The sequence below is a fragment of the Roseovarius sp. THAF8 genome (genome assembly GCF_009363735.1).
Classification (GTDB): Bacteria; Pseudomonadota; Alphaproteobacteria; order Rhodobacterales; family Rhodobacteraceae; genus Roseovarius.
Map to the genome: position 1 here is coordinate 125,538 of NZ_CP045411.1, position 22,175 is coordinate 147,712.

A 22,175-nucleotide genomic window follows, 5' to 3' on the forward strand; every position below is an offset into this window, starting at 1 on the left:
AGAAATCGTCTGCCATTATTGGTTCAGAACTTCAGTCGCCGCAGCCGAAGAGCATTCAACACCACCGACAGCGAAGATGCGCTCATGGCGAAGGCGGCAAAAATTGGGCCGATCAGGATACCAAAGAACGGATAGAGGATACCGGCTGCTATAGGCACACCCGACGCGTTGTAGATCAGCGCGAAGAACAGGTTCTGGCGGATATTGCGCATCGTGGCGTGGCTCAGTTTGCGGGCTCGCACGATGCCGTCGAGATTGCCCTTAACCAATGTGAACCCCGCGCTTTCGATGGCCACATCCGCTCCCGTGCCCATCGCGATGCCGACATCTGCCTGGGCAAGTGCGGGGGCGTCATTGACCCCATCGCCGGCCATGGCGACCTTTCGGCTCTGTTTTTGCAGCTCGCGGATAATATGCGCTTTGTCCTCGGGCAGTACATCAGCGCGAATCTCATCAATGCCGAGGCGGCTAGCGACGGCCTGCGCGGTGCGCTCGTTGTCGCCGGTCGCCATGATGATCCGAAATCCTTGTTCATGTAGCGCCTTGAGGGCCGCGGGAGTAGTTTCCTTGACCGGGTCAGCGACGCTGACCAATCCGGCAATCGTGCCATCCAGTACGATGAACATTACGGTCTCGCCTTCGTCGCGCCGCGCGTTGGCGGTGTCGACCAGCGCGCCGCTGTCCAGTCCCATGTCGTGGATCAGTGCTGCATTGCCAAGCGCAACCGACTTGCCGTCGACGCGGCCTTTGACGCCCTTGCCGGTCACCGCCTCGAAGTCCTCGGTCTTGGTGAAATCGACACCGCGCTCCTCTGCCCCGCGCACGATGGCCTCGGCCAACGGGTGTTCTGAGCCGCGCTCCAGCGATGCGGCCAAGCGCAAGACTTCGGCCTCGTCATGTCCTTCCTCGGTCAGCACCGCGACCAGTTTGGGCTTCCCTTCGGTCAGCGTACCAGTCTTGTCCACTATCAGCGTGTCGATCTTTTCAAACCGCTCCAGCGCTTCGGCGTTCTTGATCAGTACGCCCATCTGCGCACCTGTGCCCGTGGCGGTCATGATCGACATCGGCGTGGCAAGACCAAGCGCACAGGGACAGGCGATGATCAGCACCGCCACAGCCGAGACGAGGCCATAGGCCATTGCGGGATCAGGCCCCCAGATCGACCAGACGATGAATGACACGATTGCGACGGCGATCACCGCTGGCACGAACATCCCCGCGACCTGATCGGCGTATTTCTGGATCGGCGCACGGCTGCGCTGTGCGTTGGCAACCATCTGCACGATCTGGGAAAGCATTGTATCCGCCCCGATGCGCGTGGCCTCGATGACCAGGCTGCCGGTGCCGTTGATCGTGGCCCCGGTAACGGGTTCGCCCGCGACCTTCTCGACGGGGACGGGTTCTCCGGAAATCATCGACTCGTCCACCGAGGAGCGGCCTTCGACCACCACACCATCGACCGGAACCTTGTCGCCGGGGCGCACGCGAATGTGATCGCCCAGCTGCACCTGGTCCAGCTCGATTTCCTCTTCGGTGCCGTCAGGGCGGATCACGAGCGCTGTCTTGGCTGCCATGTCCAGCAAGGCCCGGATCGCCTTGCCGGTGCCTTCGCGGGCGCGCAATTCCATCACCTGGCCCAGCAGAACCAGCGTTACGATCACGGCGGCGGCCTCGAAATAGACGCCGACATTGCCGTTCTCATCGCGGAACCCGGTCGGGAAAATCTGCGGCGCGATGACCGCAACGATACTGAAGATATACGCCGCACCTACACCCATCGAAATCAGGCTGAACATGTTGAGATTCATCGTCCGGAACGACTGATAGCCGCGCACAAAGAATGGCCAACCCGACCAAAGGATCACGGGCGTCGAGAGCGCCAACTCCAGCCAGAGCGAAGGGCGTTCGCCCAGTTGCTCCATGAAATATGTGAAACCTACGAAAGGACCCATCGCTAAAACGAGAACGGGCATTGTCAGCACGACACCAGCCCAGAATCGACGGGTAAAGTCGACCAGCTCGGGATTCGGACCATCATCCTCAAGGCTGACTGTTTCAGGCTCCAACCCCATGCCGCAGATCGGACAGGATCCGGGGCCAGGATGGCGTACCTGCGCATGCATCGGGCACGTATAGACAGTGCCGTTGAAGCCCTCCGGCACGGTGTCATAGTCGCCGTTCTTCACCCCGACAGTTGCAGCGCCATGCGCATGGGCGTGCCCAGAATGGTCATGATGCCATTGCTGCCCAACGTCACCTTCGGGCACTAGGAACATGCCGCATTTGGGACATTTCCCTTCCTCGGCGCTACGCACTTCGGGGTGCATCGAGCAGGTATAGACCGTGCCGGTATAGCCGTCTGGTACCATGTCATAGCTCTCGTCACCCTCTCTTTGCCTGCCGCCCCGGCATTTCGTCACGTTCATCCTGCTTCCTTTCCTGTTCGCAATTGGCTCGTCACTATTGGATCGATGTAACCGACGCCCCCAACGCGCAGGGACGATGGCCACAAGGTGGTTTTTGGGGGTACTCTTGTTGGTTTGTCATGCCTTCGCCTTGCGCGAAAAGAAGTTGAACGCCGGTACGAAAATCACGGCAATTTACCAGCCATAGGCGAAGCTCTCGATCAGCCCCAGAAAGACGCTTGGCCAGCTGATCCAAGTCACGCCGGGCAGAAGTGGTAGCCAGGCCTGATACATGGTGGCGGTCGGGAATGTCAGGCCGGAGATAACGCACAGCACGAAGCTGATCGCCAGCAGAGTCCCAAGGGCCATCCCTAGGGGATAGATACGAACCGATTTAAAATCTGACATGATTTCTCCTTCCAAACCTTTCAGAGCTGCCTCGTTGTGGCGATGACTGCACCCACAGCCGAAGGGCTGTCACGAAGCTTCCTGTATCGTTTTGTCACAATGTGCGCCCAAAAATGGCGTCCGATGTGTGATCTCGTTCGAGGACAACCGGGATAGCTACCGCGCGATTTCGCCATGAGTAGTACGAATGGACGAAAAGCAGGGCACAGGAACCCGCAAAAACGCTTATTATAATCATGGCTATGAAACCTTTCTCTTGACGTATGTTGAACAGCTACTGATCTGTCCTTCTCGCTAAGCGAGGCCGTGTCGCAACTGATCTCAATTTTTGCTGCAGCAGCATTTCCCCAACGGTGCAGCAGACGATCTGGCCTTGGGTTGGACTTCGGTAGCTGTGTTGACGGAACTGCCGCCACAGCACCCACCGGACTTTGCGGTTTTGGTTTGAGATTCATCGTTTTGGATGGATTTCTGAGCCATCTTGGTCTCCTTCAATCATGGTTTCATATTGGAGACGCCCACTACTACATTCCATTACAGGAAATTCGGTGAATTCCGCGACCCATCCGCCAGTCACGTCGCTCCGATCAACAGCAACAAATCGGACTCGAGGCTATAGGGCGTAATGCCGAGATTTCGGGGTACGGGACCTTTTCCAATTCAGCCCGACTGATCGCACTGCTATCAGTGGCACGCGCAAAACCACTCGCCGAACTCTCCAACGCTGACCCACCGGCAGACCCCCAAATAGGTGGTGCACGTTCGAACCACGATTAACCCTTGACCGCCCTCCAGAGCCGATCTGTTCTGATCAATCGCTGTCAACTCCTAGTCGACGGTGGGGGGTCCTTCACGTCGTCAATCGGGTCAACGAGCTGATCCAAAACTGCCGCTCGCGCCTTAGCGATCATCGCGGGCTAACGCCGCTATATAAAGACAGGATCTCCCGCCCAGTCAAACGCGCTCCCGGGTCTTGTAGTAGCGTCCGTTAAATCGACGACACTAGTCGATTGGCTGATGATATCGGCCGAAGAATTCACGGAATTGATCAATGCCAGACGGCGGGGCCCGTTGCCACTACTCCGGTGGCGCCAGTGGCACAGTAGAGAAAGTCTCGCGAGCGTTTGCGTCTGGGACATCAATTGCCTGTTTTTAAATCGGACATCTTGCTCCCCGTCGCTTGCTGTTGGTCGAGTTCACGACGGCCATTAGCCGCAGCACTGTTCGTTTGGTTTTTGCTGCTATCAGGCCGCTACTTCCGTAGCTTTGAATTGTTGGTCTCATTTGAGACAACAGGAGACGGTCTTTCGGTATCTAGCAGCAGAACCACGAGTTCGGTCGCCATATCGCGACGTAATCCGGCAAGGAGGTAGGCGCAGTCCTTGGGTCCGAGACCCAAAATTCTGGCCGCTTCAACCAGACTCTGGCCGTCACTTTCGATCCTCCGAAAGAGTTCTTGGGAAACCGGAGCATCGGCATGGTGCGAATGCGACGCGCAAGCGCAGCCTATCCGGTGAACGAGACTAAACAACTCCGTTGAGGAGGCGAGGCGCTCATGGATTGCCTGATCCGATATATTTTTTTCCGCTGATCATTTTGGTGTCCCTGCCATGACGCCCGGACCTGGGCTTTCCCGTAAGTCGACGCTTCCTGGCGGAATCCATTACAAGCTGGGCCTATTCACCTAGCATCAGTTCGATGCGTCCTTGGGAGCACAGTGGGTCTCATCTTCGGGGTTTTCGCAGCCGATCGGAGTGCAGTAGCAGTCATCCCAACCTGTCTTGCAGCACTTGCCACATTGACCCGTCAGCGCATCGCGCAAGGCCGCGCGGGCACGATGCAGACGCACGCCAAGCGCGTTGCGGGTCAGGCCCATGTCGAAGGCGACCGCGGCACGGTCCTCCTCTCCGAAGTCGACCCGACGAATCAATTCTGCATCTGCTGCCCGCTGCGCCGGAACCAGACCATCCAGGCAACGGCAAAATTGCGCCATCTGTGCGGGGGCATCATCAGCCAATGCCTCGGGTTCGCTGCCATACGCTTCGGCGAGGCGCCCCCGGCGAGCCAACTTACGGAAATGATCGTTCATCGTCGATCGCAAGATGGCATAGAGCCAGGAATCCATTCGCTCCACGTCTCGCAGCTGGTCTTTGCGCGTCAGCACCCGAACGCAGAATTCCTGCAAAACATCGTCCGCATCCGCCTTGTTGCCCAAACGGCGCACCAGAAATCCCAGAAAGGCTTGCCGACCCTCTGCAAGCGCGATCTCGGCCGGGTCGCGGTCGTGGGCAGGTTCCCGTGTTTTTGTGTCTGGCTCCGTCATATCTCATCCCTCCATTTCATTTAGATGCGAGCAAATTGCATTAAGTTCAACATAACGTGGCACTCAAGTTCGTTCATCGAAGGTGACGGATGAACGACCGGTTCTCGGTTGTTTCGGAAGAATGCGTATTCAAACCTCATTGAGTGTCCTTTCCTTTCCGCGCTGAACCATCCCTATTCCCAAAAATATCATAACGATGCCTACAATTTGTAAGACAGAGAGTCACTCGCCATAGACAACGATACCCAAGGTCAGTCCAAAAACCGGAATGAGAAAACTGAAGGCAATGGCCCGATTCAATGGAACTGTTTCAAGCGCTGAGAACCACAGCCAATAGACAAGTGCCGATCCTGCCATCGCCAGGACGAGAAGCGACGCGATGAATGCGGGCGCCCAGTTAATTGTAGTTGGCTCCTCCATGGATATCGCCGCAATGACGAGTGGTACGCTACCTAACAGCATCTGCACGCCCATTGCCGAAAGGGTGTCCACCTTTCCTGCAATGGATTTTATCAGGACGTTGCTAAGCATAACGCCAGCGGCTGCAAGAATGATTTACAGAACGCCTATAACATAACTCTCGTTTCCATCAGCCAGAAAATCGGGCAGAGCAATTAGCACGATCCCTGCAAATCCGGCAAACAAGCCTATGCTACCAATCAAGGACAGCTTTTCCCCGAGCCAGAACGCCGCGAGGACAGCGGCCAGAAGAGGTTGCGTATTCGCTATTACTGTCGCAAAGCCCGGTGAGGCAAACTCTGCCGCATGAAACATCCCAAGAAAGCCAAGACTCGTCGCACCGAAGCCAGCTCCCGCTAGCGTCAACCAAACCCGGTGCCCTCGCGGAAATGGTCGCCCTAACATCAGCGCCAAAACTGTAAGCACGCCGCCTGCGAGGAGCGCCCTCATGGCGGCAAAAGTGAGATGAGGCGAGTATTTGAGCCCGACCACGATGACCGGAAAGCACAAGACCCAGAGCACCATCGCAAGCACAACCTTCAGGGCCGCTACTGGTGTCATAGGCAGTCCTTTCATCGAACCGGCTCACGTTCATCCTGTCTAGGATCGACAGGATCAAGCGTCAGATACCGAGGGAATCTGTCACCAAATGTAACCAGGTCGGCTTTTGCGACAGACCGTTACACGACAGCGCCCGGAGCCTGTTGCAAGACACGTCGCATTTGCCACTTTGGTCCTGCAACACGCCAAAATGGAGGCTTTCAATGAAACGTAACACCACGCTCATTCTCGCAACCGCATTTGCTACGGCTCTCGGCGGCGCAGCGCTCGCGGACACGGGATATATAACCGGGCATCATGATCTGCCCGACCGCGATAACAATATCCACATGAACGATACGATGCGCGGCCATTTCGATCACGCCGATCAAAACAAGGACGGCAAGGTCACGCGCGCGGAGATGGAGGCCCATATGCAGGCTGCATCAGAATTCAAGAGCATGTTCGAAGAGCGCTTTGACAATCCGCAGCGAGGCCAATGAGGCTATACAGCAGGCGCTGTTGCTGACAAAGGAAAGTCAAATTCTCTGTAGCTTGATCACGACTGTGGCGCTCAATATGCGCCGCAGTCAGCTTAAGTTTCGTCAACGGCTATGGCTTTCCTTTCATCCGTGCTTCGCCTCGCGGTAGAGAACGCACAGTCGACGCAGTTCATCGATTCCCGTTTCGGGTAGCTTCGGAAATCAACACGGAAAGCTATGCGCAAACAAGGAGCGACCCTATGAGAATGCCGTTACTGGCAATCGGTGCAACAGTACTCACTAGCAGCGCTGCAATAGCCGATGTGTAAATTCCGGAAGGAGAACTCGGAACAGTACTTCATCTGAATGAAGCCTTTGAGGCTGTTGGCCGCATCGAGGGTCTCGACAACGTTCACGAACTGGCAGGCGCAACAAACCGCGGCATCCTGGTTGCCGGTAGTCTTACGGAAACCGAAGTCGGCATGGTGCCCAAGCCTTCCGAAGTTTCTGAGGAGGATCACGTAGCTCACCATGGAGGCAGAGAAGATGCCGGCCCGACCACTTCGAGCCTGATCACCTTGGTCGACGCGGACAGTCATGAAATCCTGCGTCGCGTCGAAGTTCCCGGCATAATACACCATGTCGGGGTTTCGTCGGATGAACGCTTCGCCGCGGTGACGCATCCTGGACTCGATGCTGTTTCGCTGATCGACCTGGAACACGGTGAGGTTACTGCGATCGTCGCCACGGGTCCGATCCCGGAATATGTAATCGCCTAGCCAAAGAAGGGCTATTTCTTCGTTTCCAACGCCGGGAATGACGCGATCAGCGAACTCGATCCTGAAGACGGGATAGTTACGCGCAACTTCAAACTGCAAGGTCCACCCAAGCACATGATGCTGGATGCCGAGGCCCGTCAATTGATTATCAGCGAGTCTGACGTCGGCAAGGTTTCAATTGAAAATGCCGACAGTGGTGAAACTCTTGATTCGTTTGAACTTGGAGGAAACCTGCACGGCGTTGCAGCGGATAAAGATGCAATCTGGTCGAGTGCACGCGAGCGTAACCTTGTGGTACGCATTGACCGCGCAACAGGTGGGCGCGTGGGAATCAATTCGTTCAAATACCATAGGTTCTGGCGATTTCAGCCCAATCGGACACTGCAGTTTTAGGTCCACCGCTATGCAAGATTACTGACAAAGCAGTTGAGCTGATTAGTTAGTGCCAAATCAGCATAAGCAACGCTGCGGTATGTACAACGGCCCTGCTGGCAGTCTAGGCTGAAGCAAATCACCACGCCGCTCCGGAAATAAGGGCCGTCACGACGTGGCCAATTTAGTCAACTCTGAAAAACTTGTAGCGGCTCAGCTGCTTGAGATAGCTTCCTTCAATCAAAAGCTAAGCCTGCGAGAGCAGAATTCGATCACGCTCTTGTTCAGCAAGCCACCCTGCCCTTTTGTGAGAGTTCTTCACAACTAAAATCCTGGATCAGCAAACTCCCCGAGCAGGGCGTTTCGCTTGAACCATTTGTCACGTTCATCGTGGGCTTCAACCTCCTCGCGCGACACCATGCCGTCCTGATTGCGGTCTATGTGCCGAAAGTGGCCTTTCATTGTATCTCCCGAATGGGTGGCATCACCTCGCTTGGGCAGTTCGTGATGCCCGGTACCGTAGCCGTTGTCTGCCAAGACAATACCACCAGCAGACACCGCGACAGTTGTACAAAAAATCAGTGCCAGTTTACGTCCCATTCACTTTTTCCTTTTGTCCTACATGCATTGTTTGCCGATGAAGTATGACTTGGTTTTGGAACGCTGCTGACGGCACGTGTGTATCAATCTGTCGCAAAGTGCGGCTTTGTTACGTTTCGCGACAAATTTTCTCGGCAGCGATCCTTTCATCGCTTAGTTACAAAAGATGACAAACTCTCCGCACATACTTCTGGTCGACGACAGCGCCGAAATTCGCAAAGCGGTTGCGCGATACCTGGAAAAGAATGACATGCGCGTGACGACGGCGGTCGACGCTTCCCAGATGGATAGTCTACTCAAGATTGGCCGCTATGACCTTATTGTCCTTGACGTGATGATGCCGGGCGAAGACGGGATATCGGTCTGTCGTCGTCTGTCCACCAAAGGGCTGGCCCCCATCCTCATGTTGACAGCGCTTGGCGAGGAAATGGACCGCATCATCGGCCTCGAAGTCGGTGCGGATGACTATTTGCCCAAGCCCTTCAATCCTCGCGAGCTACTGGCGCGGATAAAGGCAATTCTGCGCCGCGCGCAGAAACCGGAAGCACTTGCCGGGAGTCTTACGGGGAGCAGGGTTAGGTTCGCGGACTGGACGCTCGAAACCGATACGCGCCGCCTTTTCGCAGAGGACGGCCGCGAGGACGTACTGACGACATCAGAGTTCAAACTTCTTACGATCCTGCTCGAACGCCCGCGTATCGTGATTAGCCGAGAACAGCTTTTAGACCTGGCAGTCGGACGAACACCGGCCGCTTTCGACCGGACAATTGACAACCAGATCAGCCGCCTCAGGCGGAAGATCGAGTACAACCCGGGTCGTCCGAAGATCATCACAACGGTTCGAAACGGGGGCTATTGCCTTGCAACGGATGTCGAGGTGCAGCAGTGATCCGCAAGCGTCTGGATAGTTTACGCGTCCAGCTTCTGTTGCTCATCATTGGTAGCCTCGCCGTGGCTCAGGCGATTAGCATTTGGCTGTTTGTGGACGAGCGCAGTCTCGCGATACGTGCTGCAATAGGAGCCGAGGCGGCTGGGCGCGCGGCGAATGTGGCCATGCTACTAGAACAGGCCCCAACGGACTTGCGAGCCTCGATTCTTCGCGCCGCAGATTCGCCGCTGGCACGGTTTCGGACCGACCCGCAGGCGGCTGTGGATCATCTTGATCACCGCGCGGGAGGAGCTGTCGAAGCGCGCGTCAGGTCATTGTTCGGCGCTGAAGACAGTCGCGAAATCCGAGTAGAATTGCATGAGGTTGAGCGCGCATTCCCGCCAATGAGGTCAGTGCCGCCGGAGATGGCCGCAGAGCACAAGCAGATGATGCATGACAAGATCTCGGGGCTTGAATTGACACTGTCTATCGCGCTTGAAGATGGCACATGGCTGAATGTCGATACGCGCTTTCAGCGACCGCCGCTACAGTGGCCAATCTTTTCTGCGGTGAGCTTTGGTTTCACGGCGGCGTTCCTGATTGGTGTTGCTTTTTGGTACTTGCTTGCTCGCCTGACCTGGCCGTTAAGGCGCTTGGCGCAAGCCGCAGACAGGCTTGGCAGGGGAGAGGAAAACAAGCCACTCCCAGTCGCGGGACCAAGCGAAGTCAGAGAACTGACGGATACCTTCAATCACATGCAGGAGAGACTGGTGCGCACGGTCGCTGACAAGACGCGTATAATGGCCGCTCTGGGTCACGATTTGCGTTCGCCACTGACCGCTTTGCGGGTTCACGCAGAGATGGTGGATGAGGAAGAGACGCGTGACGCCTTGGTGAAATCCATCGAGGAAATGCAGGATATGGTCGAGCGCACACTGGCTTTTGCTCGAGGCATGGCAATAAGTGAACCTCCTGAAACAATAGAATTGGGGGAATTTCTCACTGAGCTGAAGTGTGACATGCTCAACGCATTCCGACTCGAAACGGACACACCGCTTCGGGTGAGGCTTCGGCCTCAATCCATGCGCCGAGCTTTGCGGAACGTCATAGAAAATGCAGTACGTTACGGCGACGATGTCGAGGTCACGTATAGCCGCGAGTATGACAGGGCATCGATCTGGGTTCGTGATCATGGTCCCGGCATCCCGGAGACGCAGCTAGAAGAGGTTTTCGAACCATTTTTTCGGGTCGAGACGTCACGCTCACGCGAGACGGGTGGCACCGGTCTCGGCCTGTCAATCGCACGCACCATCCTGCGCTCGCATGGCGGCGATATAATTTTGCAGAACCACCCGGACGGCGGGCTTCTTGCGCGACTCGATTTGCCGTTTTCACAAAGTTCCAACCAGCAAGAAAAGACAATATCATGAATGCCTATTTGACGGTCAAATCCAGCGTAATCGCTCTGTTTGCGGGCACAGTCTCGGCCCTCGCGGATCCAGGCGGCATTGCTGATAACACTTTTGGACACATGATGTGGGGAGATGGTCATGGTTGGTTGGGAGGTTTCGGCATGATCCTTTTCTGGGGGGTGATTATCGCGGTTACCGTATTCTTCTTCCGTATGCTCACCAGCAACCGTTTGGGCGAAACTCGCGATGCGATGGAGATCCTCAAGGAACGCTATGCACGCGGTGAGATCGACGAAGATGGACCTGTCACGCTTTCGTGCCGCTCCGATTGCTCACTTATGCAGCCTTTGCTTCGAAGGCCAAGGGGCTTTTCCAGCCCAATGCTGAGTGCCTTCGAGGCGGATTGTAGAAGCCGTTGATGTATTCGAAGATGGCCATCTCAGCATCGCGACGTGTCCGCCAAGACCGCTGCCACAGCAGTTCCGCCTTGATGGTCTTGAAAAAGGTTTCGACGGCAGCGTTGTCGTAGCAGTTCCCGGTCCCACTCATAGATGCCTTGAAGCCGTCCTGGCGCAGGATTTTCTGGTAGTCGTGAGAGCAGTATTGGCAGCCGCGATCCGTATGGTGGATGCAGCCCTTGTGTGGCCGCCGCATCGCAATCGCCATGTTCAGTGCCCGGATCGCCAGATCGCGTTTCATCCGGCTGCTGACGGCCCTACCAATGACACGTCGAGAATGCAGGTCGAGGATGACAGCCAGATAGAGCCACCCCTCCTGCGTCCAGACATAGCTGATGTCGCCCGCCCATTTCTGGTTGGGGCGATCCGCATAGAAGTCCCGGTTCAGCAGGTTCGGCGTGATGTTGAAGCTGTGATTGCTGTCGGTCGTAGCCTTGAACTTCTTGTTCCTCTTCACCGTAATGCGGTTCTGTCGCATCAAACGGCCAATGCGGCGATGCCCGACATCAAACCCCAGCTCCTTCAGCTCTTCGGTCATGCGGGGCCTGCCGTAGCTGCCCAGAGACAAGCGGAACTGTTCGCGGATGTGGGCGAGCAACACCATGTCGGTGCGTTGCTGCCGACTGGCAGGGCGGGACAGCCAGGCGCGGTAGCCTCGCGGGCTGACGTCCATAATCTCACACAAGCGGTTCACCGGGATGTCGTTTCGGTGTTCTTCAACGAAGGCAAACCTCATTTGCTTCTCTCCGCAAAGAACACCGTGGCCTTTTTTAACACCTCCCTCTCCTCCCGGAGCATGCGGTTCTCTTTCCGCAGCTCCGTGATCTCGCGTTCGAGATCAGACTGGACCGTTGGTTTCTCTGGATTGCGCCGATCCTTCTGAATCCAGCGGCTCAACGTGGAGAAGCCTACGCCAAAATCGGCGGCCACTTGTTTACGCGGCAGTCCGCTGGTCAAAGCTATCCCCACTGCCTCGGCGCGGAATTCCGGGGTTGGTTTTTTGTGCCATGATGTCTCTCCTTTGTGGCAAATTACCAAGTCAAAGGAGCGGAACAATTCCGGGACAGGTCCAAGATGAGTTTCGGCGCCGCAAGCAAGAACTCCAAGGCTAAGCCATCATGCCCTTTCCCGCTTCGCCGAAATGACCTCCCAGACATCATGCCAAAGGCGCGAGTATGAACGTGTTGCTCGAGAAACCAACAGATACGCGACCTGCCACAGCATAAAACAAAACCGGCGCAAGTGTGACCGCACAGCAGACTCATATCCCAAAGTTCATCATGTTACTTGAATTGGAAAGCTCTACTCGTGATTTGGCCATTTTCATAATGTCGAGACCCCGTAATTCGAAACCCTGCTAAAGGCTTATCCTGCAGGGAGGTGAGCGATACAAACCGTTACGTATTTCACGGAGTTTTCATCCCGACCATTCTTGATCTTCCAGTGCGGGAAGGCGGTTCAAGAGTCCCATTCAAGGATCGAATGCGCGGAGACGGACGATGGAAGACAAGACCCCCAGGGCAATAAGACGCCGAGGCTTTCTATTCTTTTCGGTTGGAGGGCTCGTTGCTCTTGCGGCACCATCGGTGTTGCGTGCCCAAGAGTTCGGACTCAGTTCGCCGGAATATTTCGTCATTCCGGTTGCATCGCTGGCAGGATCACTTTGACGCGCTCGGCAAAGGAATTCTGCTTTCCGATACCAACACCAGAGTTCTTCAGCACTGGACCGCGGATGGGGAGATGCGCATCTACCCCACATCGGTTCCTAAGGGCGACGAACTCACGCGGCGTGGCTATAGCGAATCGTCTACAAGGACGATGCGCCGGATTTGGTGCCCACCCCGTCGATGCGCGAGCGCGATCCGTCTTTGCCGGCATATGTCGCCCCCGGCCCCGAGAACCCGCTGGGCGTGCGCGCCATGCATCTGACCTGGCAGTACTACCGCATCCATGGGACCGGCGACACGCGCAAGATCGGTCGCAAATCCTCCAGCGGCTGCATCGGTCTCCACAACGAAGATATCATCGAAGTGTTCGACAGGACTCCAATCGGCACCCAAGTCAAACTTATCTGAAGTAAGGATCAAATGAACAAGACAGTTCTAGCCATTCTGGCCTTCTTCGTGTTGGGCGGCGCGGTAGTCTACTGGAAAATCGCGCAGCAACCCCAGCAGGGGATGGGCCATTCGATGGTACCTCCCGACACCAGTGATCTGGAATCGGGCGCCCCCATGGTCGAAGTTTCGCTGCCGGCGGAGCTTTCGGACCAGGCGCAGATGGGCAAGCGGGCCTACGAGGCGACATGTGCGGAATGTCACGGCAAGAACGCCGCAGGCCAGAACGGGGTCGCACCACCACTCGTGCACAAGATCTACGAACCGAACCACCATTCCGACATGGCGTTCGTGATGGCCGCGAAAAACGGTGTGCGCGCGCATCACTGGAAATTCGGAAACATGCCACCGGTCGAAGGTTTGACCGATGGCGACGTCAAGTTGATCGCACGCTATGTACGTGAATTGCAAAGGGAGAACGGGATCAACTGAGCCTTGGGCAGGTTCCGGGTGCCCACTCTCACTATCCGGCCTGATCTTCCGATTTTCAGATCTGATTGCCGGCGCCATAATTGCCGCGATTGAAACACAGGATTCTCCATGCCGACGCGACGCGATTTTCTCATGCAGGGGGCGGCTATCACCGCGGCGCTTGCCCTTCCAAAGCGGCTTTATGCCGCAACGTCAGAGTTTCAATCCCTGGACGCCCGCACGGCCAGCGTTCAATTGGCGCCGGAAGGCTATCCCAAGACCGAAATCTGGGGCTATGGCGGCGCGATGCCCGGCCCTCAAATGCGTCTTCAGCAGGGTGCGCGGCTGCAACGCCGCTTCATGAACGCACTGCCCCAGGCAAGCACGGTGCATTGGCACGGGGTTCGCATAGACAATGCGATGGATGGTGTTGCCGGGCTGACCCAGCCCGCGGTCGAGCCGGGGCAGAGCTTTGATTATGATTTCATCGCGCCGGATGCCGGAACCTACTGGTATCACGCTCATAACCGCTCGACCGAACAGGTGGCGCGCGGGCTCTATGGCGCGTTGATCGTCGAGGAATCCGAGCCGCCGGACCTGGATCGGGAAGAGGTACTGATCCTTGATGACTGGCTGCTCGACCCCGAAATGGCGCAGATCGTCCCGGACTTCACCTCGCGCCATGACCGCGGCCATGCCGGGCGGCGCGGCAATTTCATCGCCACCAACGGCCGGCACGACCTTTCCCTGGAGGTGCGCCAACACGAACGTCTGCGCCTGCGCCTCGTCAACGCGGCCAACGCCAGGATTTTCGTGCTGTCGCTTCATGGCATGGAGGGCTGGACGGTTGCACTGGACGGCATGCCACTGCCCCGGCCCGAGCCGCTCGCTGAGGCGCTGATCCTCGGCCCCGGTCAGCGGGCCGATCTGATCGTCGACGTGACCGCCGCGCCCGAGGAAACCGCCCATCTCGTTCGCCTCGACGATCAGGAGGCGGCCTCGCAGGTGGCTTTCACCGTGACTGGAAAGGCCTCGACCACGCTCCCGGGATGCACCGGACGCGCTGCGACCCAATCCGGGGATGGAGGTGATCGGCCTCGATGACGCCAGGACCGTGCGGCTCGACATGCAGGGCGGCGCAATGGGCACGCTCGACAGCGCGTTTCTGAATGGCGAGAAGAAAAGCTTTCGCGAGTTGGTGGTCGCCAACCAGTTCTGGTCGTTCAATGGAACGATCGGCATGACCGATGCGCCGCTCGTAGATGTCGCGAAGGGCGAAACGGTCAAGCTGCAGATCTACAACGACACGTCCTTTCCCCACGCGATGCACCTGCATGGGCTGCATTTCCGCGAGATCGGCGAGGATGGCGGGCTCGGTCCCTTGCGCGACACGATCCTGATGTTCGGCGGCCAGACCCACACGATCGGTTTCGTGGCCGACAATCCCGGCGACTGGCTGTTTCACTGCCACATGCTCAGCCACGCGGCCTCGGGCATGATGACCTGGATGAAGGTGACATGATGCGACGTTGGCTGATCCTCTTTCTGCTCATGGCCGGCGCGGCTGGAGTCGGCGCCTGGATGATGGCGGGAGGGACATCCGGCACCTCCGCCACGCCGGAACCGCCGCAGTCTGTCGATCTCGCCGAGGGCGCAGAATTCTATCAGGAGTATTGCGCCTCTTGCCACGGCGCCGATCTCGAGGGACAGGCCGGATGGCGCTCGGCCGGAGAGGATGGCATCCTGCCCGCACCCCCGCATGACGAAACCGGTCACACCTGGCATCATCCTGATAGTATTCTGTTCGACTATACCAAGCTCGGCGGAAAGAAGACCCTCGCGAAGCAGGGTGTGGATTTCCAAAGCGGCATGCCCGGTTTTGGCAATGAGCTGACCGATGCGCAGATCTGGAACATCCTCGCCTTCATCAAATCCACATGGCCCGACCGTCAGCGGGAGGTCCAGGCCGCCCGCAGCGAAGCGGAACAGCAAAAAAGAGGAGACTGAAAATGAAATCGCTTCGACTGGCAGTGCTCGCCATTAGCATCCTGTTGCCGCTTTCCGCGTTCGCACAGGAGCTGAGCGAGGAACGCGTCAAGGAACTGGCCTTGGAAGCGATTCTGGAAAACCCCCAGATCATCATGGAAGCGGTGCAGCTTCTCGAACAGCAGGAAGCGACCGCGCAGGCAGAGGCCACGACCGACGTGCTCAAGGAACAACGCCAGCTCTTGGAACAGGATCCGAACGCACCGGTGCTGGGCAATCCTGACGGGGACGTCACTGTTGTGGAGTTTTTCGACTACAACTGTCCCTATTGCCGCAGGGCCATGTCGGAGGTTGAAGGTTTGATCGAGGCGGACCTGAATGTGCGGTTCGTCTTTCGCGAATGGCCGATACTCGGCGACGGGTCGGTCTTTGCGGCGAAGGCGGCCTTGGCGGCACGCAATCAGAACAAGTATGAGGAATTCCACTGGGCGTTGATGGGCATGGCGGAACGTGCGCAAGAGGCGTCTGTCCTGCGGATCGCCGAAGAAATCGGCCTTGACGTGGACCAGCTGCGTTCGGACATGGAGGCGCCGGAAGTCCAGGCGCACATCGACGAATCGATGCGGCTGGCGCAGGCGTTGGGTTTCAACGGCACACCGTCCTTCGTGATCGGCGACAACCTGGTTCCCGGTTTGATCGAACAAGACCAACTGGAAGCCTTGGTCGATGAGGCCCGCGAAAGGGAATGAACCTCATGCGACGATGGAGAACTGGCGCCAGAATTGCCCGGCACCGGTGATCTTCAGGTCGTCGAAGCAGCCGTGACACCGTAACCGGCATTTCGGATCGCCTCCGTCAGGACGTGCTCGTTCAGCACGCTATCAACCTCGACTTGCCGCGTACCCGTATCGCAGGTCACGGACGATGTTGGGTCTATCGCCTTGATCGCCTTTTCGATCGTTGCGGTGCAATGGCCGCAACTCATATCCGGAACCTTGAAGCTGCGCATATCTGTTTTCTCCAGTTCTCGGCATTAGATGCCTGCTTCCTGCATGGGAAGGTCAAGGGCGAAAAAATATCCCGGCATTGTTGACCTTCCAGCGGGGGGAAGCCTTAGATATCTTTCAGTAGATGAAGGAGACGTTCATGCCGGGCTCAAGAGATTTGCGTTTTTCTGTTCAAAACATGTCTTGCGCGTCCTGCGTCGGTCGGGTCGAGCGTGCGCTTTTAGCATTACCCGGGGTCGACGAGGTGAACGTGAACCTCGCCGCCGAAACGGCGCAGGCCCGGATCAACTCGGATGCCCGGATCCCCGAGGTGATCGGGGCGCTGGAGCATGCCGGCTATCCCGCCCGAACGCAAACGGCGCGCCTGAACGTCTCTTCCATGTCCTGCGCCTCCTGCGTTGGTCGCGTCGACAAGGCGCTCGCGGCAGTGGCAGGGGTGAGCGGGGTCAATGTCAACCTCGCGTCAGAAACCGCGACCGTCACCTATGTCGAGGGCGCGACCGACCCGGTCGAACTTCTGAAGGCCGCCGAGGCGGCGGGCTATTCGGCCGAATTGGCCGACGACGGCACTGCGGAGGATCGCGGCGCGCGCAAGGAAGGCGAGGCCCGTGCGCTCGCCCGCCGGACCGCTTTCGCAGCGGCGCTGGCCTTGCCCGTGTTCCTGCTTGAGATGGGGGCGCATCTCGTGCCGGGCATGCACGAGATGATCGGCCGCACGATCGGCCATCAGGCCAGCTGGATGATCCAGTTCGTGCTGACGACCATCGTGCTTTTCTGGCCCGGTCTCCAATTTTACACCAAGGGGTTCCCCGCTCTGGTGAAAGGCGCGCCCGACATGAACAGCCTTGTCGCGGTGGGGACCGGGGCCGCGTATGTCTATTCTATCACCGCGCTTTTCGCGCCGTCCGTGCTGCCCGAGGCGGCTCGCGCCGTTTACTTCGAGGCTGCTGCGGTCATTGTGGTGCTGATCCTGCTGGGCCGCTGGATGGAAGCGCGCGCCAAGGGGCGTACAGGGGCCGCGATCCAGAAGCTGTTGGGCCTTCAGGCCCGCACGGCGCGGGTTCTGGTGGACGGCGAGGCGCAGGACGTGGCCATTGAGCGCATCCGCGTGGGCGACACCCTCGTCGTGCGGCCGGGTGAGCGCATCGCGGTGGATGGCGAAGTGACGCAAGGCCGCGCGCATGTCGACGAGAGCATGATCACCGGTGAGCCGGTCCCCGTGGTCAAGGCTGAGGGCGATCCGGTGACCGGCGGCACCGTCAACGGTACGGGCAGTTTCCGGTTCCGCGCGACCCGCGTGGGGGCGGACACAACGCTGGCGCAGATCATCCGCATGGTCGAGCAAGCCCAGGGCGCCAAGCTGCCGATCCAGGGCATGGTGGACCGGATCACGCTCTGGTTCGTGCCGGCGGTCATGGCTTTGGCGGCCTTGGCTGTGCTGGTCTGGCTGCTGTTGGGGCCGTCGCCTGCGCTGTCTTACGCTCTGGTGGCGGGCGTGTCGGTGCTGATCATCGCCTGCCCCTGCGCGATGGGGCTGGCCACGCCCACTTCGATCATGGTCGGCACCGGGCGCGCCGCAGAAATGGGCGTGCTCTTCCGCAAGGGCGACGCTTTGCAACAGCTGACTGGCGTGGACATGGTCGCGCTCGACAAGACCGGCACCGTGACCGAGGGCCGCCCCGAACTAACCGACCTCGTTCTGGCCGACGGATTTGAGCGGGCCGAGGTTCTGGCGCTAGTCGCGGCTGTCGAGGCGCAGTCCGAACATCCCATTGCCGAGGCGATCATGCGCGCGGCTCAGGCCGAGGGCGCGGCACGGCGTGACGTCGAAAGCTGCGACTCGATCACCGGCTACGGCGTGCGCGCCAAGGTCGCGGGGCACGACGTGCTTGTCGGCGCGGATCGCCTGATGACCCGCGAGGAACTGAGCATCGAGGCGCTGGCCGATACCGAGCGCCGGCTCGCGGAGCAGGGCCGGACGGCCCTTTTCGCGGCCGTGGATGGAAAGGTCGCGGCGGTCATCGGCGTGGCCGACCCGGTGAAGCCCGCCAGCGCCGCCGCCATCGAGGCGCTGCATGGTCTCGGGCTGAAGGTCGCGATGATCACCGGCGACAAGCGCGAAACGGCCGAGGCCATCGCGCGGGAGATCGACATCGACCACGTGATCGCGGGCGTCCTGCCCGATGGCAAGGTGGCGGCGCTGGATGAACTGCGGCAAGGCGGCCAACAGATCGCCTTCGTTGGGGACGGCATCAACGACGCGCCCGCGCTGGCGCATGCGGATGTAGGCATCGCCATTGGCACCGGCACCGATGTTGCCATCGAATCTGCCGATGTCGTGCTGATGTCGGGTGATTTGCGCGGCGTAGTGAACGCGCTCAATGTGTCCGGGCGGACCATGCGCAACATCCGCCAGAACCTGTTCTGGGCCTTCGGCTACAATGTCGCGCTGATCCCGGTGGCGGCAGGTGTGCTCTACCCGGCCTTCGGGCTTTTGCTGTCGCCGGTGCTGGCCGCCGGGGCAATGGCGCTGAGCTCGGTCTTCGTACTGACGAACGCGCTGCGCTTGCGCCGGATCCGCCCGGCCATGGATGAAGCCAGCAGCTTGAAATCTGAAGGGGCGAATTCTCTTTCCCCTGCCCCTGTCGCCGCTCAATAAGGAGGATCATGGAATGAATATCGGAGATGTCGCCGACCTTTCCGGGCTGCCCGCCAAGACGATCCGCTATTACGAAGATATCGGACTGGTCAAGCCCTTGCGCAGTTCGAACGGTTATCGCACGTTCCGTGAAAGTGACGCGCACAAGCTGGCGTTTCTGGGACGCGCCCGTGCGCTCGGTTTCACAATTGAAGATTGCCGTAATCTTCTTGCGCTCTACGAAGACGAAAAACGTGCCAGCGCCGAGGTGAAGGAGATCGCCAAGCAACATCTTGAGCGAATCGACGGCAAGATCGCCGAGTTAAAGGAAATGCGAGCGACACTCGCGCATCTCGTCGAGGAGTGTGCCGGAGATCATCGCCCGGACTGCCCGATCCTGGCCGATCTGGCCATGAAACGGCGCGACGAGGACGACCGGCGCAAATCAACTTAGTTGGGTCCGAAGACGTGGTTTGGGCCATCCTTCTGGTTGTCGTTCTATTCGGGTCGAGCGGGCTGGTGCACGTCCGTGCGATGACCCTTGTGATGAACCGGGCGCGTGGGACGCCGTCCACACAGTCCGCACGTCTCCTTTTTGCTCTTTATACGCTTGCGCTTGCCCACATCATTGAAGCCGGACTTTATGCCCTCGGCTTCAGTTTCGGTGAACTCATCGGTATCGGCGGCTTTGAACAGGAGAACATCGACACGTTTATGGACGTTTTCTACTTTTCCCTGGTCAACTATTCGTCCCTCGGCCTCGGCGATATCTATCCCACGGACCATCTGCGTTTTCTGGCCGGTGCCGAGGCCCTGAATGGCTTTCTCCTAATTAGTTGCTCGGCCTCCACCATCTTTCTCGTGGTTACGAGAGGGAAGGACTAGAAGCCTCAGATGACTTAAAGCTTTTCGATCAAAGTTTGAATCGGAGGGATTCCCCTGAGGTCGGATTTGTGATTCACCCTTTGTGGGAGGATCAGGACCATGCCAGCACCGTTGCCAAAGGAACTCCGAGATCGTTTCTTGCGATTGATCGAAGAAGGGCTGTCAGGCAGGGAGGCGTCACGCCGTCTTCAGGTTTCTGCGGCAACTGGCGCACGCTGGAGGCGGCAAATACATGCCTCCGGCGCGGTCCACATTGCGCGGATGGGGCGTCCACGTGGCGGCGGAAAGTTGGCGCCCCATGTTGAGTTCTTCCGAGAGTTGGTGGCGCAAGACCCTGACATAACCCTGTTCGAGCTGCGCGATGCGCTTGCCGATGCCGAGGGGATCACGGTTCATCATTCAGCCGTTGCCAGTTTGCTGAAGCGCCTTGGCTTCACGCACAAAAAAAGTCGCTGGTGGCCACCGAACGCCGCCGCGCCAAGGTAAGACGCCGGCGCGACGACTGGGCCGCCTATCGTTCTCCGGCCATCACCCGTATGCCAGACCACGTGGTTTTCATTGACGAAACAGCGGTGAAGACGAACCTCACCCGGCTCCGAGGCTGGGCACCCCAAGGGGAACGCCTGACCATGGACGCGCCTTTTGGAAATTGGGGAACACAAACATTGATCGCGGGGCTGACCAGCGACGCGCTGATCGCGCCATGGGTCATCAGGGGCGCAATGGACGGTCCGGCCTTCGCTGCCTACATCCGAGAAGTCCTCGTCAAGGAAATCGCACCCGGCACCGTGGTCATCCTCGACAACCTGGCCACACATCGCAACAAAGAGGCGGCACAAGCCCTGCGCGACCATGGCTGCTGGTTTCTATACCTGCCGCCATACTCGCCCGACTTGAATCCCATAGAACAAGCCTTCTTGAAACTGAAAGCCCACTTGCGACGGATCGGAGCAAGAACCTTCACCGAACTCTTCGAGGCGATCCGAGAAATCTGCGATCTCTACGACCCAGAAGAGTGCTGGAACTACTTCAAGGCCGCCGGATATGTCTCAAACTAATCTCGAAACGCTTTAATGCCCGGAAAATCTGGAACCCTCCAGCGCTGGATGGTTGTTGTTGCTATGTCCGCGACGACAGTGAAAGCAGAAGGAGTACAACATGTCATATTGGAGATTTGCAGCCATGATTGCGACCTCCACGGTTGTAATGTTCGGACTTATGTATTTGAATACTTACCTCATTTCCCACGTTTTCTGGTCCGAAACCCGGGCTTACATGGCACTGCTGATGGGCGCGACGATGGCGTTCATTATGCTGGCCTTCATGCTCTCGATGTATTCACGCAAGGCGATCAATACGGCGATTTTCGCGGGAGCTGCCATCGCTTTCGCCGGGTCGCTCTGGCTCGTGCGCAGCCAGGCGACGGTTGGCGATACCAGTTTCATGCGCGCGATGATCCCGCACCATTCGATCGCGATCATGACGTCGAGCAGGGCCAACATCTCCGATCCCCGGGTGCGCAAGCTGGCGGACGAGATTATCTATGCGCAGGACAAGGAAATCGCTGAAATGCGCTATCTCATCAACGAGATGGAGGCCTCGGGTGACGTATCCGAGCCTGAGAAACCCGTGAGCCCTCGCATCGTGAACCTCGACGAAGCCCTTTCTACCGCGAACATAGCCGTGCTCGATCCCGGTTTCCTGACCGAGGAGGAGATCGCTCAGCTTCTGCCCAATGGCGCGGCCTGCACCTTCAACTACACCACTGGCAGTCCGGCTTCTCTGGCACTTGGCGAAGTGAATGGTGAGGCCGTCGGGCTGGTCAAGCTGAGCGGCGACCTCGTGCGGATCGACCAAGGTGCGGCCGGGGAACTAGGCACCGAGGGTCTGGCGATCCTTCTCACCGCCGCCGAGGACGGAGCGGCGCTTGACTCGGTGGGCAGCAAGCCGGTCGAGGCGACGATGACGCTGGAGCTCGACGCCGGTCTCTACGCCGGCTACCGCGGCTTCTACAGCTGCGGGGGCTGA

At 58.4% G+C, this 22,175-nt stretch carries 24 protein-coding genes and 1 pseudogene; 16 read left to right on the forward strand and 9 right to left on the reverse strand.

From position 1 onward, the window contains the following. Positions 1 to 23 precede the first annotated feature (23 nt). The 5 genes from FIU85_RS20490 to FIU85_RS22415 all read right to left on the reverse strand — a co-directional run bounded on the left by FIU85_RS20490 (position 24) and on the right by FIU85_RS22415 (position 6,156). A complete protein-coding gene (locus FIU85_RS20490) occupies positions 24 to 2,327 on the reverse strand; it encodes a copper-translocating P-type ATPase (RefSeq protein ID WP_216647100.1) in 2,304 nt (767 codons plus the stop codon). 273 nt (positions 2,328 to 2,600) lie between these two features. Continuing rightward, complete coding sequence (locus FIU85_RS20495; protein WP_057796896.1) at positions 2,601 to 2,813, reverse strand: DUF5676 family membrane protein; 213 nt, start codon at positions 2,811 to 2,813, stop codon at positions 2,601 to 2,603. Positions 2,814 to 4,503: 1,690 nt separating this feature from the next. Beyond that, positions 4,504 to 5,136 carry an RNA polymerase sigma factor gene (locus FIU85_RS20510; protein ID WP_057796895.1) on the reverse strand — a complete coding sequence of 211 codons (633 nt, stop codon included), beginning with the start codon at positions 5,134 to 5,136 and terminating at the stop codon, positions 4,504 to 4,506. Between the two features lie 222 nt (positions 5,137 to 5,358). After that, positions 5,359 to 5,667, reverse strand: coding sequence for an EamA family transporter (locus FIU85_RS22410; protein ID WP_236544607.1), 309 nt, complete (start codon positions 5,665 to 5,667; stop codon positions 5,359 to 5,361). Positions 5,668 to 5,691: 24 nt separating this feature from the next. Continuing rightward, positions 5,692 to 6,156 (reverse strand): DMT family transporter, encoded by a 465-nt coding sequence (locus tag FIU85_RS22415; protein WP_236544606.1) that lies wholly within the window; start codon positions 6,154 to 6,156, stop codon positions 5,692 to 5,694. A 203-nt stretch (positions 6,157 to 6,359) separates the two neighbouring features. Between FIU85_RS22415 and FIU85_RS20520 the strand changes: the two genes are divergently transcribed. Then, positions 6,360 to 6,638, forward strand: a complete 279-nt coding sequence (locus FIU85_RS20520; RefSeq protein WP_057796894.1) for a hypothetical protein — start codon at positions 6,360 to 6,362, stop codon at positions 6,636 to 6,638. Positions 6,639 to 6,889: 251 nt separating this feature from the next. Here the strand turns inward: FIU85_RS20520 and FIU85_RS20525 are convergent, their stop codons facing one another. Then, entirely contained in the window at positions 6,890 to 7,495 is a 606-nt protein-coding gene (locus FIU85_RS20525) for a hypothetical protein (protein ID WP_152477315.1), read from the reverse strand. Positions 7,496 to 7,510: 15 nt separating this feature from the next. Between FIU85_RS20525 and FIU85_RS20530 the strand changes: the two genes are divergently transcribed. Next, positions 7,511 to 7,789 carry a YncE family protein gene (locus FIU85_RS20530; RefSeq protein WP_144435650.1) on the forward strand — a complete coding sequence of 93 codons (279 nt, stop codon included), beginning with the start codon at positions 7,511 to 7,513 and terminating at the stop codon, positions 7,787 to 7,789. A gap of 303 nt (positions 7,790 to 8,092) precedes the next feature. On the opposite strand, the gene FIU85_RS20535 is transcribed toward FIU85_RS20530, so the two are convergent. Next, entirely contained in the window at positions 8,093 to 8,368 is a 276-nt protein-coding gene (locus FIU85_RS20535) for a hypothetical protein (protein ID WP_057796892.1), read from the reverse strand. Positions 8,369 to 8,534: 166 nt separating this feature from the next. Here FIU85_RS20535 and FIU85_RS20540 point away from each other — a divergent pair, with 166 nt between their 5' ends. The 3 genes from FIU85_RS20540 to FIU85_RS22420 are packed head-to-tail and all read left to right on the forward strand — an operon-like array spanning position 8,535 to position 11,067. Then, a complete protein-coding gene (locus tag FIU85_RS20540) occupies positions 8,535 to 9,257 on the forward strand; it encodes a response regulator (RefSeq protein ID WP_057796891.1) in 723 nt (240 codons plus the stop codon). Then, entirely contained in the window at positions 9,254 to 10,666 is a 1,413-nt protein-coding gene (locus tag FIU85_RS20545; protein ID WP_057796890.1) for an ATP-binding protein, read from the forward strand. Before FIU85_RS20540 ends, FIU85_RS20545 begins: the two co-directional genes overlap by 4 nt. Then, positions 10,663 to 11,067, forward strand: a complete 405-nt coding sequence (locus FIU85_RS22420) for an SHOCT domain-containing protein (RefSeq protein WP_160321424.1) — start codon at positions 10,663 to 10,665, stop codon at positions 11,065 to 11,067. The genes FIU85_RS20545 and FIU85_RS22420 overlap by 4 nt, the downstream gene beginning before the upstream one ends. Here the strand turns inward: FIU85_RS22420 and FIU85_RS20555 are convergent. Further along, positions 10,985 to 12,138, reverse strand: a protein-coding gene (locus tag FIU85_RS20555; RefSeq protein WP_201455468.1) for an IS3 family transposase whose coding sequence is annotated in 2 segments (ribosomal slippage) — positions 10,985 to 11,871 and positions 11,871 to 12,138 — 1,155 coding nt in all. Because the reading frame shifts where the segments join, the coding sequence is not laid out codon by codon here. The genes FIU85_RS22420 and FIU85_RS20555 overlap by 83 nt on opposite strands. Before the next feature lie 467 nt (positions 12,139 to 12,605). On the opposite strand from FIU85_RS20555, the pseudogene FIU85_RS20560 reads away from it, so the two are divergent. From FIU85_RS20560 to FIU85_RS20580, 6 genes and pseudogenes are all read left to right on the forward strand, one after another. Continuing rightward, positions 12,606 to 13,181, forward strand: a pseudogene (locus FIU85_RS20560) (L,D-transpeptidase). A gap of 12 nt (positions 13,182 to 13,193) precedes the next feature. Next, entirely contained in the window at positions 13,194 to 13,652 is a 459-nt protein-coding gene (locus tag FIU85_RS20565; protein WP_057796888.1) for a cytochrome c, read from the forward strand. Between the two features lie 108 nt (positions 13,653 to 13,760). Then, positions 13,761 to 14,735, forward strand: a complete 975-nt coding sequence (locus FIU85_RS20570; protein WP_328586707.1) for a multicopper oxidase family protein — start codon at positions 13,761 to 13,763, stop codon at positions 14,733 to 14,735. Further along, positions 14,719 to 15,153 carry a multicopper oxidase domain-containing protein gene (locus FIU85_RS22630; protein WP_328586706.1) on the forward strand — a complete coding sequence of 145 codons (435 nt, stop codon included), beginning with the start codon at positions 14,719 to 14,721 and terminating at the stop codon, positions 15,151 to 15,153. The genes FIU85_RS20570 and FIU85_RS22630 overlap by 17 nt, the downstream gene beginning before the upstream one ends. A 59-nt stretch (positions 15,154 to 15,212) precedes the next feature. Further along, positions 15,213 to 15,638, forward strand: a complete 426-nt coding sequence (locus FIU85_RS20575; RefSeq protein ID WP_057796903.1) for a c-type cytochrome — start codon at positions 15,213 to 15,215, stop codon at positions 15,636 to 15,638. Between the two features lie 2 nt (positions 15,639 to 15,640). Beyond that, positions 15,641 to 16,366 (forward strand): DsbA family protein, encoded by a 726-nt coding sequence (locus FIU85_RS20580; protein ID WP_057796887.1) that lies wholly within the window; start codon positions 15,641 to 15,643, stop codon positions 16,364 to 16,366. Between the two features lie 53 nt (positions 16,367 to 16,419). On the opposite strand, the gene FIU85_RS20585 is transcribed toward FIU85_RS20580, so the two are convergent. Next, entirely contained in the window at positions 16,420 to 16,626 is a 207-nt protein-coding gene (locus FIU85_RS20585; RefSeq protein ID WP_057796886.1) for a heavy-metal-associated domain-containing protein, read from the reverse strand. A gap of 137 nt (positions 16,627 to 16,763) precedes the next feature. Here FIU85_RS20585 and FIU85_RS20590 point away from each other — a divergent pair, with 137 nt between their 5' ends. The 5 genes from FIU85_RS20590 (at position 16,764) to FIU85_RS20610 (ending at position 22,175) form a co-directional block, all read left to right on the forward strand. After that, the gene (locus FIU85_RS20590) at positions 16,764 to 19,283 is read left to right on the forward strand and encodes a heavy metal translocating P-type ATPase (protein ID WP_172977594.1); all 2,520 of its coding nucleotides are present in this window, start codon (positions 16,764 to 16,766) and stop codon (positions 19,281 to 19,283) included. Positions 19,284 to 19,296: 13 nt separating this feature from the next. Then, positions 19,297 to 19,716, forward strand: coding sequence for a Cu(I)-responsive transcriptional regulator (cueR, locus tag FIU85_RS20595; RefSeq protein ID WP_057796884.1), 420 nt, complete (start codon positions 19,297 to 19,299; stop codon positions 19,714 to 19,716). 14 nt (positions 19,717 to 19,730) lie between these two features. Continuing rightward, positions 19,731 to 20,147 (forward strand): ion channel, encoded by a 417-nt coding sequence (locus FIU85_RS20600; protein ID WP_057796883.1) that lies wholly within the window; start codon positions 19,731 to 19,733, stop codon positions 20,145 to 20,147. Between the two features lie 99 nt (positions 20,148 to 20,246). Beyond that, a protein-coding gene (locus FIU85_RS20605) for an IS630 family transposase (RefSeq protein ID WP_152477317.1) occupies positions 20,247 to 21,205 on the forward strand; the annotation gives its coding sequence in 2 pieces (ribosomal slippage) (positions 20,247 to 20,588 and positions 20,591 to 21,205; 957 coding nt in all). Between the two features lie 100 nt (positions 21,206 to 21,305). Next, entirely contained in the window at positions 21,306 to 22,175 is an 870-nt protein-coding gene (locus FIU85_RS20610; protein ID WP_152477318.1) for a DUF305 domain-containing protein, read from the forward strand.